Origin of the sequence: Raineyella sp. LH-20 (assembly GCF_033110965.1) — a bacterium.
Classification (GTDB): Bacteria; Actinomycetota; Actinomycetes; order Propionibacteriales; family Propionibacteriaceae; genus Raineyella.
Genome location: NZ_CP137003.1, coordinates 2,244,631 through 2,256,701, shown reverse-complemented (window position 1 = coordinate 2,256,701; position 12,071 = coordinate 2,244,631). Strand labels below are relative to the sequence as shown.

General features: G+C 72.7%; 9 protein-coding genes. 5 read left to right on the top strand and 4 right to left on the bottom strand.

Translation table 11 applies throughout. The features are described 5' to 3' along the window. The first annotated feature begins 3 nt into the window (after positions 1 to 3). On the top strand, positions 4 to 942 hold the full coding sequence (locus R0146_RS09900; RefSeq protein WP_317689197.1) for an NAD(P)H-binding protein: 939 nt from the start codon (positions 4 to 6) through the stop codon (positions 940 to 942). Positions 943 to 1,047: 105 nt separating this feature from the next. Here the strand turns inward: R0146_RS09900 and ppk2 are convergent, their stop codons facing one another. After that, the gene (ppk2, locus tag R0146_RS09895; protein WP_317689195.1) at positions 1,048 to 2,220 is read right to left on the bottom strand and encodes a polyphosphate kinase 2; all 1,173 of its coding nucleotides are present in this window, start codon (positions 2,218 to 2,220) and stop codon (positions 1,048 to 1,050) included. Between the two features lie 88 nt (positions 2,221 to 2,308). Next, positions 2,309 to 3,079: an NUDIX hydrolase gene (locus R0146_RS09890; protein ID WP_317689194.1), complete on the bottom strand. Its 771-nt coding sequence runs from the start codon at positions 3,077 to 3,079 to the stop codon at positions 2,309 to 2,311. A gap of 71 nt (positions 3,080 to 3,150) precedes the next feature. Here R0146_RS09890 and nadA point away from each other — a divergent pair, with 71 nt between their 5' ends. The 3 genes from nadA to nadC are packed head-to-tail and all read left to right on the top strand — an operon-like array spanning position 3,151 to position 6,834. Further along, positions 3,151 to 4,155: a quinolinate synthase NadA gene (gene nadA / locus R0146_RS09885; protein ID WP_411567195.1), complete on the top strand. Its 1,005-nt coding sequence runs from the start codon at positions 3,151 to 3,153 to the stop codon at positions 4,153 to 4,155. 1 nt (position 4,156) lies between these two features. Then, entirely contained in the window at positions 4,157 to 5,932 is a 1,776-nt protein-coding gene (locus R0146_RS09880) for an L-aspartate oxidase (RefSeq protein WP_317689190.1), read from the top strand. Next, positions 5,929 to 6,834 (top strand): carboxylating nicotinate-nucleotide diphosphorylase, encoded by a 906-nt coding sequence (gene nadC, locus R0146_RS09875; protein ID WP_317689188.1) that lies wholly within the window; start codon positions 5,929 to 5,931, stop codon positions 6,832 to 6,834. The genes R0146_RS09880 and nadC overlap by 4 nt, the downstream gene beginning before the upstream one ends. A gap of 4 nt (positions 6,835 to 6,838) precedes the next feature. Here nadC and R0146_RS09870 read toward each other — a convergent pair whose 3' ends face one another. Together R0146_RS09870 and R0146_RS09865 are read right to left on the bottom strand one after the other, a co-directional pair. Then, positions 6,839 to 7,516 carry an NADPH-dependent F420 reductase gene (locus R0146_RS09870; protein WP_317689187.1) on the bottom strand — a complete coding sequence of 226 codons (678 nt, stop codon included), beginning with the start codon at positions 7,514 to 7,516 and terminating at the stop codon, positions 6,839 to 6,841. 464 nt (positions 7,517 to 7,980) lie between these two features. After that, a complete protein-coding gene (locus R0146_RS09865; protein WP_317689185.1) occupies positions 7,981 to 10,944 on the bottom strand; it encodes a bifunctional [glutamine synthetase] adenylyltransferase/[glutamine synthetase]-adenylyl-L-tyrosine phosphorylase in 2,964 nt (987 codons plus the stop codon). 148 nt (positions 10,945 to 11,092) lie between these two features. Here R0146_RS09865 and R0146_RS09860 point away from each other — a divergent pair, with 148 nt between their 5' ends. After that, positions 11,093 to 11,932, top strand: a complete 840-nt coding sequence (locus R0146_RS09860) for a sterol carrier family protein (RefSeq protein WP_317689183.1) — start codon at positions 11,093 to 11,095, stop codon at positions 11,930 to 11,932. The last annotated feature ends 139 nt before the right edge of the window (positions 11,933 to 12,071 follow it).

The window sequence follows — 12,071 nt, the reverse complement described above, 5'->3', positions numbered from 1 at the left end:
ACCATGCGCATCGCCGTCATCGGCGCCACGGGCCAGATCGGTGCCCGTGTCATCGAGACCGCCCACCACGACGGCCACGAGGTGGTGGGGATCTCCCGCCGCCCGCCGACCGCCCCGCCTGTCGACTGGCGCGCTGTCGACGCCGCCGACCCCGACCAGCTCGCCACCGCCCTACGCGGCGCCGACGTCGTCGTCGCCACCCTCGGTCTCCACTACGACATCGCCACCTGGACCGCACAGTGGAGTCCGTTGACCCGGTCGGTCATCGCCGCCGTCCGCGCCGCGGAGGTCCCGATGGTCTGGCTCGACAACTGCTACCCGTACGGGGAGACCACCGCGCCGATCACCGAGGAGACGGCGTTCGCGCCCTGCTCCCGGATGGGTCGGGTCCGGGCCGAGGTCGCCGACATCCTCACCACAGCCGTCGCGGACGGGACGCCGATCACGGTGGCACGCGCGGCCGACTTCCTCGGCCCGGGCGTCGAGACCACCCTGCTCCGGTGGAGCACCCTGGAGAAGGCCGGCCGCGCCGGCGACCGCCGCACCCGGCTGGCCTGGATCGGTGACCCGGACACGACACACAGCTACGCCTCCGCCGACGAGGTCGCCCGCTCCCTGGTCGCGCTGGCCACCTGCGAGGAGCGTACGTCGCAGCCGACCTGGCTGCTGCCCGCGCTGGAGCCGGTCACCGGCCGGGAGATCTGCGGGATGTTGGCGCAGCGGTCCGGGCACGAGGTCGTACCGGCGGTGCTCCCGCCGGCGGTGCTGACCGTGGCCGGCTGGGTCAGCCCACTGGTGCGGGCCTCGAACGACATGGCCTATCTCAGTGACCGCGACTTCCTGGTCGACGACGTACGTTTCCGGACGGCCTTCGGATGGGGGCCCGCGGGCACCGTCGCCGATCTCCTCGACCGGGAACTCTCCGCACAGCCGGCGAACTGATCCGACCCGTCGGCCGCGTCGCCCCGCCGCCGATACATCGAGATATCGCGCCCCTGTCGGGTCCGCCCTTTCCGGGTGGGCCCGACAGGCGTCATCCGGCCGATCTCACCGGGCGAAGTCCTCCGGGTCCTCGTACGGCGACGGGACGTTCTCGTCGGTCAGGCTCGCGGCGTAGTCCGGCACCTCGTGCTGGAGCTCCCGGTCGGTCCGCCGGTAGCCGGTCGACTCGGGACGCTTCGGCAGGGTGAGCTTCGGGTGCTCGACGTGCTCGTACGGCACCGAGGCGAGCAGATGGGCGATCATGTTGATCCGGGCCGCCCGCTTGTCCTCCGACTCGACCACGTGCCAGCGGGACTCCGGCAGGTCGGTGTGGACGAACATCTCGTCCTTCGCCCGCGAGTAGTCCTCCCACTTCGTCAGCGACTCGATGTCGGTGGGCGACAGCTTCCACCGCCGCATCGGGTCGGTCAGCCGCGACTCGAACCGCCGGTACTGCTCCTCCGCCGAGACCGAGAACCAGTACTTGCGCAGGATGATCCCGTCCTCGACCAGCATCCGCTCGAAGATCGGGCACTGACGCAGGAACCGGACGTACTCGTCGGGGGTGCAGTAGCCCATCACCCGCTCGACACCGCCGCGGTTGTACCAGGAGCGGTCGAACAGCTTGATCTCCCCGGCGGCCGGCAGGTGCTCGATGTAGCGCTGGAAGTACCACTGCGTACGCTGCCGCTCGGTGGGGGCCGGGAGGGCGACGATCTCGGTGAGGCGCGGGTTGAGGTACTCACTGACCCGCTTGATCGCGCCGCCCTTGCCCGCCGCGTCGCGCCCCTCGAAGATCACCACCATCCGCTGGCCGGTGGTCTTGACCCACTCCTGCATCTCGACGAGTTCGGCCTGGAGACGTAGCAGTTCGGACTCGTAGATCTTGCGATCCATCACCTTGTGCTTGCCGTTCTTGCCATTGCCGTTGCCGGATTTACCGTTCCCGGATTTACCGTTGCCGGACTTGCCGTTCCCGGACTTGCCGTTCCCGGATTTGCCGTTCCCCGATTTGCCGTTGCCGGACTTCTCGCCGCCGGAGGATTTCCCGTCGCCCGACACACCGTGCCCATCCGCGTCGTGTCCAGTGCCCGCTTCGGCGTTGTCAGAGCGGCCGCGATCGGACCTGTCGTGGCCATGGGTGGTCTTCACATGGCCGTTCTCCGACGTCCAGCTGCCCGCCTTGCTCCCGAGAGCCCCGGCGCCGAACTTCCTGTGCTCCGATGTCGCCTCCGTCATGGACCAATCCTTCCACTGCACCCTGCAGGAAGCCACCGTGCCGACAACAGCAGGCCGACAACAGCAGGCCGACAACAGCAGGACTCAGTCAGTCTCCGGGCGCCGCGCCGTGGCCCGCCGCCCCCGCCGGTCGCAGGGTGGCGAACGGGTCGGTCACCGTCAGCCCGCGGGTCGCGAACCGGAACACCTTCCCGGGTCGCCCACCGGCGCTGCCCGGCACGGACAACGAGCCGGTCGCCACCAGCTGTCCCCGCCGGACCAGGATCCGCTGCAGGTTGGTCGCGTTCACCTCGTGGCCGAGGGCCGCGGCGTACGCGTCGCGCAACTGGGCCATGGTGAACTCCTCCGGCGCCAGCGCGAAGCCGATGTTGGTGTACGACAGCTTCGCACGCATCCGCGCCACCGCATGGCGGACCACCGCGGCATGGTCGAACGCCATCGCCGGCAACGCGTCGACCGCCAGCCAGCCCGCCGCGGCCGGCAGCGCCGGGTCGCTGGTCCACGGCACCAGCCCCACATAGGCGGTGGCGATCGTCCGGTCGTACGGGTCGCGGCCGGGGTCGCTCAGCGTCTCCAACTGCTCGAGATGTGCGACCTCGGCAAGGTCGACCTTCGCCGCCAGGTGCCGGCGGGCGCTCTGCCCGATCGTCTCGTCGACCTCCACCGGCCCGCTGGGCAGCGCCCACTGCCGAGCGTACGGCGCCCGTCGGCGGCGGGTCGCCAGTACCGACAGCACCATCGCCCCGGTGACCGGATCGACCCGGACCTGCAGCACCGCGGCGATCGCCTCGTGCCGGTACTTCGCCACCCCCGCATCGTCCCGCAGCGGTCCGCGGCCAGACTCCTTGTCGACACCCACGGATCGCATGCTACAGTTCACCTCAGTTTTCGCCTTATAGTCGAAAACCGAACGAAGGAGTATCCGTGACCATCACCGACCTCGGCCCCGACCGGCGCACCTGGGCCTCCCCCGACGGGGACGCCTGGCGCGCGGAGGTGCGGCGACTCGCCGACGAGCAGGACGCCGTGATCCTGGCGCACAACTACCAGGCCGCTCCCATCCAGGACATCGCCGACCACGTCGGCGACTCGCTGGCACTGTCCCGGATCGCCGCGACCTCCGCCGCGAGCACGATCGTCTTCTGCGGGGTGCACTTCATGGCCGAGACGGCCAAGATCCTCGCCCCGGACAAGCGGGTGCTCATCCCGGACGCGCAGGCCGGGTGTTCGCTCGCCGACACCATCACCGCCGACCAGCTGCGCGCATGGAAGGCCGAGCACCCCGGTGCGGTCGTGGTGTCGTACGTGAACACCACCGCGGCGGTGAAGGCCGAGACCGACATCTGCTGCACCTCGTCGAACGCCGTCGAGGTGGTCTCCTCGATCCCCGCCGACACCCCGGTGCTGTTCGGCCCCGACCAGTTCCTCGGCGCCCACGTCCGCCGGATGACCGGCCGCGACAACATCCACGTCTGGCTCGGCGAGTGTCACGTCCACGCCGACATCTCCCCGTCCGCCCTGGTCGACAAGGTGCATGCCAACCCGGACGCCGAGCTCTACGTGCACCCCGAGTGCGGGTGCACCACCAGCGCGCTGTGGCTGGCCGAGTCCGGCGAGCTCCCGGCAGAACGCACCCATGTGCTGTCCACCGGCGGGATGCTCGACCTGGCCCGGACCGCGACGGCCGAGAAGGTGCTGGTCGCCACCGAGATCGGCATGCTGCACCAGTTGCGGGCCGCCAACCCGCGCACCACCTTCGAGCCGGTCAACCCGCGCGCGGCCTGCCCGTTCATGGCGATGATCACCCCGGAGAAGCTGCTCGCCAGCCTGCGCAACGGCACCGACGAGGTCGAGGTCGACGCAGGCGTCGCGGCGAAGGCTCGTGCCGCCGTGGAGCGGATGGTCGCCATCGGTCGGACCGGGCGGGGCGAGTGAGATGACCGTACGTCTCCCCACCCCCCGCCCTGCCTGGCAGCGCTCGACCGGGGTGGTCATCGTCGGGTCCGGGGCGGCCGGTCTGTCCGCCGCGGTCCACCTCGCCGCGGCCGGCGTGCCGACCGTGCTGCTCACCCGTGCGGGCCTCGCCGACAGCTCGACCGACTGGGCCCAGGGCGGCCTCGCCGCGGTCTGGGACGCCACCGACTCCGCCGACTGCCACGTGCAGGACACCCTGGTCGCCGGAGCCGGTCTGTGCGAGCCCGCCGCCGTCCGCGAGTTGGTCGACGGTGCCCCGGCGGCGATCCGCCGACTGGTCCGGCTCGGCGCCCGGTTCGACCGGGACGCCGAGGGAGCGTACGACCTGCACCTGGAGGGCGGCCACCACGCTCGCCGGATCCTGCACGCCGGCGGTGACGCGAGCGGCCACGAGGTGGAGCGGGCGCTGTCCGCCGCCCTGCGCCGGGCGATCGGCGCGCCCGGCTCCTCGGTGGAGGTGCTGGAGCACCTGCGCGCGGTCGACGTCCTCACCGATCCGGCCGGCCGAGTGCGCGGGGTCCGGGTCCGTCAGGACGACGGGACCATCGGAGACTGGTCGGCCGCCGCGGTCGTTCTCGCCAGCGGAGGCATCGGCCAGGTCTGGCCGCTCACCACCAATCCCACGGTGGCCACCGGCGACGGCATCGCGATGGCCTACCGGGCCGGCGCCACCGTCCGCGACATGGAGTTCACCCAGTTCCACCCCACCGTGCTGTGGATCGACCCTGCCCGTCGGGTGCCCGGTGATCGGGGTGTGCTGGTCTCCGAGGCCGTCCGGGGCGAGGGCGCGGTGATCATCGACCAGGCGGGGCGTCGGGTGATGGCGGGGCTGCACCCGCTGGCCGATCTGGCTCCCCGGGACGTCGTCTCGGCGGCGATGCAGGCCCACATGGCGCGCACCGGGGCCGACCACCTGCTCCTCGACGGGCGCGGCTTCGGCGAGCGGACCTGGAGCGAGCGCTTCCCGTCGATCCTGGCGATGTGCCGCGAGCGCGGCATCGACCCGGTCACCACCCCGATCCCGGTCCGGCCGGGCGCCCACTACCTGTGCGGCGGCGTCGCGGCGGACCTCGACGGCCACACCGACGTGCCCGGCCTGTACGCCGTCGGCGAGGTGGCCGCGACCGGCGTCCAGGGCGCCAACCGACTCGCCTCGAACTCGCTGACCGAGGGCCTGGTCGCGGGCGACCGGGTCGGCGCCCTGCTGGCCACCGACTGGCGCAGTGGGACCTTACGGCCGGCCGCGTCGCGTCCGTCCGGGGCCACCCTCCCGCCGGCTGCGCCGGGCCTCGCCCACCAGGGTGCGGGCCGCGACCGCCCGGGCTCCCCCAGCCTCGCCCCGCTGGTCGACCCGGCCCATCGCGACCGGCTGCGCGCTGTGATGGATCGCGGGGTGGAGGTGTCCCGGACCGCTGCGGCGCTCGACGGCGCCCTGGCCGACCTCGCCGCGCTGCCGACGCTCGAAACCGCGGGCCGGCCGGGCGGGGGCGTGCTCGACGACGCCATCCTCGACATGACCAACCTGCACACCGTGGCCACCCTGGTCGCCACCGCCGCGATCACCCGCACCGAGTCGCGCGGCTGCCACCGGCGGGCCGACCATCCCGACCCGGTCGCGGACTGGCAGCACCATCTGTGCCTCGCCCTCGGCACCGACGGCGCCCCCGTGGTGACCCGGCAGCCACTCGCCGACGCATCGCTCCCCACCCGTACGCTCCCCCTGGAGGCACTGGCATGACCGCGATCTTCCCCTGGCCCGACACGATCACTGCGGCGCTCACCGCCGCAGGCCTCGATCCCCGGCACGTCGCCGAGGTGGCGGATCGTACGCTCGCCGAGGACCTCTCCTGGGGACCGGACGTCACCTCCGAGGCCACCCTGTCGCCCGAGGCCACCGGGACCGCCGACGTCGTCTCCCGCAAGCCCGGCTGCCTGGCCGGAGTGCCGGTCGCGGCCGCCGTGCTGCACACCCAGGCCCACCGCGACGGCACCACGGTGCAGGTCGACCTGGTGGCGGCCGACGGTGACCGGGTCCGGCCCGGTGACCGGGTGCTGACCGCCAGCGGCCCGCTGCGCACCCTGCTGACCGGCGAGCGGAGCATGCTCAACCTGCTCTGCCAGCTGTCCGGCGTGGCCACCGCCACCGCCGCCTGGGCGGACGCCCTGGCCGGCACCCCGACCCGGGTCCGTGACACCCGCAAGACCGTGCCGGGGCTGCGCGTCCTGCAGAAGTACGCGGTGCGCTGCGGGGGTGGGGTCAACCACCGGATGGGCCTCGGCGACGCCGCCCTGATCAAGGACAACCACGTCGCTGCCGCAGGATCGGTGGCCGCCGCGTACGCCGCCGTCCGCCGCCACGCCCCGCAGATCGCGGTGGAGGTGGAGTGCGACACCCTCGCCCAGGTGGCCGAGGCGATCGAGGCCGGCGCCCAGCTGGTGCTGCTCGACAACATGGACGCCGAGACCGCACGCGCCGCCGTCGACCTCGCCCACCCGGCAGGGGTCCGCACCGAGGCGAGCGGTGGCCTGACGCTGGCGGACGTGGCGGCGTACGGTGCGTCCGGGGTGGACTACATCTCGGTCGGCGCGCTGACCCATTCGGCGACGGTGCTCGACCTGGGCTTCGACCTGCGGGAGTGACCGGTCAGCGGACGATCTTCAGGTTGAAGTAGGGCGTCCCCAGCGCGCCCGCCAGCCGCAGCCACAGCGGCATCCACATCTCGGTGCCGCGGGCGGTGGTGATGTCGCCCAGGTCGACGACGTCGGTGTGTCCGAAGGAGGTCAGCAGGGCGGTGACGGTCGCCTTGGCGTCGGCGTCGTTGCCGGAGACGAAGACGGTCGTCTCCTCGGGCAGCGTCTCGGGGTGGACCATCAGGTCGGCGGTGAGGGTGTTGAGCGTCTTCACCACCCGGGTCCGCGGGTAGCCCCGCTGGATCCGTTCGGCGAGCGAGTCGGTGTCCTTCAGCAGCAGGGTCGGCGGGAAGCCGGCGGAGAAGTCCAGCGGATTGGCGACGTCGATCAGCAGCCGGTCGGCCAGGTTGTCGGCGCCGGTCAGCGCCAGCACGTCGAGGGACGCTGCCCCGTTGCTGGCGTTGACCACGATCTCCGCCTCTGCGGCGGCCGCGGCGAAGGTGGCCAGCCGGATGTCGCGGTGCTCCGCCGCCCAGGTGGCGTACGGCGGGGTGCCCATCCGGTCGGGGCCGGTGCGGGCGAGAGTAGTGCCGGGGTCACGGGTGCCGACCACGACGGTGTGGCCGAGCCCCGCGAGGCCGGCCGCGAGGGTGCGCCCGACCCGGCCGGTGCCGAGGACTGCGATGGTCATGACGATCTCCTGGGGGGTGGGATCGACGGCGAGAAGGCTGTCGCCCCCGTACGGTACCCCGGTCCACCAGGGACCCCCGGACCACACGGCGGCCGACCGTGCCGGACGACGGGACGCCGCCCCGGCGGGCCGGCGACCACCACGGGCGACCGCAGCGAGAGTCCGGTCACATCCCGCGCCGACACCCCGTATCCGATGCAGACTGGGACAACTGCAGGGCGCAACGAAAGGGGACCGGATGAGTGAGAGCACGAAGAATGCCGAGCCGCTGTGTCAGTGCGGATGCGGAGCGACGGTAGCCGCTTGCACCTGCCCGAACTGCGACCACAAGGCAAAATCCTGATCCCTACGTCAGTCGTCGGGGGCCGGGCCGTCACAGGACGGCGCCGGCCCCCGATGCATTTTCCCCCTCACCGCCATTCCCCCCGATGCAATGTCCGTGGTCGTACGCCGCCCCGCGCCCCTCAGTCGCCCCAGAACAGCCGTTCGACCACGCCCCGCGCCCGGTGGGTGACCTCGCCGTAGTGCGCCTTCAACGGGCCCGATCCCTCGAAGCCCATCGTCGCCGCCACCGCCGCCGCGTCCGCCCCGTCGGTGGGCAGCGTGTCGGACGCCCGCCCCCTGACCAGCATGATGACGTTGCGGATCCGACTGGCCAACAGCCACGCCTCCTCCAGCACCGCGGCGTCCGCGGCACTGATCAGCCCGAGGTCACGCTCCGCCCGCAGCGCCGGCAAGGTCCGGGTGGTCCGCAGCTCCGGATGCTCGTACGCGTGCTGCAACTGGATCAGCTGCACCACCCACTCGACGTCACTGAGACCGCCGGGACCCAGCTTGGTGTGCCGTGACCGCTCGACGCCGCGCGGCAGCCGCTCGGCCTCCATCCTGGCCTTGAGCCGACGGATCTCGCGCACCTGGGCCTCGGTCAGCCCGCCCTCCGGCCAGCGCAACGGCGCGATCTCGGCGAGCAGCCGTTCGCCGAGTGCGAGATCACCCGCACCGACGGCGCACCGGACCAGCGCCTGCGCCTCCCAGGTGGACGACCACCGGTGGTAGTAGGCGCGGAAGGACTCCAGCGAGCGGACCATCGGCCCGCCTTTGCCCTCCGGACGCAGGTCGGCGTCGATCTCCAGCGCCGGATCGGCGCCGGGCCGGCGCAACACCTCCCGCAGCCGGGTGATCGCCGCGATCGCGCGCCGTTGCAGTTCAGGGTCGTCGGTGTCCTCCATGACGAACATGCAGTCGGCGTCGGAGGCGTACGACATCTCACCGCCGCCCCACCGGCCCATCGCCATCACCGCGATCGCCGGGAGCGGCTCGCCGCGTTCCGCAGCCTCCCGGGCGACCACCTGCAGGGTCGCCTCCAGCGTGGCTGCGGCCACCGTGGACAGGGCGTCACCGACATCCTCGACGTCGATCCGGTGCAGGATGTCGGCCATCGACACCCGCAGCAGTTCGGCCCGCCGCAATGCCCGGATCGCATCCGCCGCCGACCGGGCGTCGTCGTGGCGCAGCGCCGTCGCGGTGAAGTCGGCGACCAGCTTCTCCAACGGCCGGGGCAGCTCCTCGGCCTCGTCGGCGAGCATCTGCACCGACTGCGGCGAGCGCAACAGCATGTCGGTGGCGTAGCGGCTGGTCGACAGGATCAGCGCCAGGCGTTCGGCCGTCGCGCCGCGGTCCCGCAGCGCCCGCAGATACCAGGAGGTCCGGCCGAGCCCCTCGGAGACCTTGCGGAACGCCAGCAGCCCGGCGTCCGGGTTGGGACCGTCGGCGAACCAGCCGAGCATCGCCGGCAGGATCTGGCGCTGGATCTCGGCCTGCCGGGTCATCCCCTGGGTGAGCGCCGCCAGGTGCGCCAGCGCCGCCCGCGGATCGGCGTAGCCGAGACCGCGCAGCCGGTCCTCGGCCTCATCCGCGGTGAGCCGCAACTCCTCGGTGGCGATCCGCGACACCGCCTCCAGGAGCGGGGAGTAGAACACCCGCTGGTGCAGTCCGATCACCTGGCGAGTGCTCTCCCGCCACGCCCGAACGACCTCCTCGGCCGGATTACGGCGGAACCCGAGGGACCGGCCCAGGCGGCGCAGGTCCGCCTCGTCCTCGGGGATCAGGTGCGTACGTCGCAGTTTGTAGAGCTGCACCCGATGCTCCATGGTGCGCTGGAACCGGTAGGCCGCCGCCATCTCCGCGCCGTCCTCGCGCCCAACGTAGCCGTGCTCGACCAGCGCCTCCAGGCCGGACAGGGTGCCTGCCTGGCGGACCCTGTCGTCGACCCGCCCGTGCACCAACTCGAGCAACTGAACGGTGAACTCGGTGTCGCGCAGGCCCCCTTCGCCGAGCTTGATCTGCCGGCCCTGCTCCTTGGCGGGGATGAGGCGGACGACCCGCTTGCGCATCGCCTGCACCTCGTGGACGAAGCCCTCGCGGCCACCGACCTGCCACACCATCGGCGCGACCAGATCGACGAAGGCCTGCCCGAGCGGCAGGTCACCGGCGGCCGGACGGGCCTTGAGCATGGCCTGGAACTCCCACGCCTTGGCCCACTTCTGGTAGTAGGTGCGGTGGCTCGCCAACGTACGGACCAGCGGCCCCGCCTTGCCCTCCGGCCGCAACGCCGCGTCGACCGGCCAGATGGTGCCGACCCCCGAGTGGGCCGAGCACACTCGCTGCAACGCCGACGCCAGCTTCGTCCCCAGCGTCGCCAGGGCGTCGCCGCCGACCAGCGGGGCACCGGCGGCGTCACAGACCGGCTCGACGACGTACAGCACGTCGACGTCGGAAACGTAGTTGAGCTCCCGGGCGCCGGTCTTGCCGAGGGCGATCACGGCGAGCCGGATCCGAGCGGACTCCTCGGCGCCGATCTCTCCGCGCCCGATGGCCAGCGCAGACTCCAGCACCGCGTCGGCAAGGTCGGCCAGTTCCGCGGAGACCGACGGCTGGACGGCACTCGGGTCCGTGGCGCACAGGTCGCGGGCAGCGATCCGCAGCAGCGCCCGATGGTAGGCGATCCGCAGTTCGTCGCCGCTCAGCCGGTCAGCGACCGGGGCCACCGCCCCTTCGTCGGCGCCGACGGCGGACAGCAGATCCGCTCGCAGCGCGGCGGCGGGCGTACGCTCCAGTCGGCCGGCCAACTCGCCGATGTCGCCGGGGAACCGGATCAGGTGGAGCTGCAGCCCGAGGCTGGCGCCGAGCACCTGGATGAGGCGCCGGGCCAGGTCCGGATCGTCCGTCATCCGCTCGGGCAGATCGGGGTCCTCCTCGACCAGACGGTGCAGTCCGGTCAGCGCGAGGTCGGGATCGGCCGCGTCGGCCAGCAGGTCGATGCAGGCGTCCGCACCGTGGGGCCAGGCACTGAGCAGCTTCTCGGCGCGGCCCGCCTCGGCGAAGCCGAGCCGCGCCAGCCGTCCCACCCTCGTCTCCAGCCGATCCATGCCTCGCATCGTACGTCCCCTCGCCCCGCCGGACGGCGACGTGCCGCACGCCCTCCCGCGTGCCGACGCACCGCCGGACGGCACTCGTTCGACCCTCGTTTTCCGCATCGCCACACGACCGACACTCGGCCACGGTAGCGTCGATCGGGTGGCATCGACGATGAAGACCCAGCGCCAGACCGAGAAGCTGCGGCACACCCTCGCCGCAGCGTTGCGGAGCGTGCAGGACGTCGTCGCCGGACTCGAACCGGCCGACCACCTGCTGCCCGCGGTCCGGCCCGGCTGGGACGTACGCCTGCTGTGCGCGGGGTCGCTGTGGCGGCTGACCCAGGTCGTCACCCAGCTGCAGTGCCCCGCGGCGACCCGCCCGGTCACCCTGGAACGCTATGCCGCACACCTGACCTCGACGACGCAGCGCCGCTACGAGCTGGCGGTGGACACTGCGGGCAGCGACCCGGGCACGGTGCTGGCTCCCCAGCTCGTCGCCGTCATCGCGGACGTCCTCGCCCTGCTGGGCGCCGGCGACCTGCCCCCACTGGTCGGGACCGGCGCCGGCCAGCTCAGCCTGCTCGACTACCTGCGGGTCCGGGCCCTGGAGATCGTGCTCCTCCACGACGACCTGGCACGCACGCTGGAGCAGGCCGGCCGGACCGTGACGCCCCCGCCGTCCGACGCCACCGCGACCGCGACCCGAGCCCTGGCGGACGTCCTCGCCGCCCGGGCGCCGGGCAAGGCGATCGAGGTGCGCGTCCCGCCGTACGCGGCGGTGCAGATCGGCGACCCGGCCCGGGCCACGCCGGGTGGGGTGGTCATCCCCGAGCCCGCTCACACCCGCGGCACGCCGCCGGCCGTGATCGAGACCGACCCGACGACGTTCCTCCGGGTGATGACCGGCCGTCGGGACTGGGGCGAGGCTGTGGCCGAGCACGCCATCGTCGCGTCCGGGCTGCGCACCGACCTGTCGCCCCTGCTGCCGCTGGTCAGCTGAGCCCCGTCGGGACGGACAGCGGAGCGACCGGGCAGCTGGTGAGCGCTGCGGTGCGGCCTCGGTCAGCGGCCCGGCGGCGCAGAGGCCGGGGCCGTATCGCCTCGGCCCGGGCCGTATCGCCTCAGTCTGTATCGCTCGG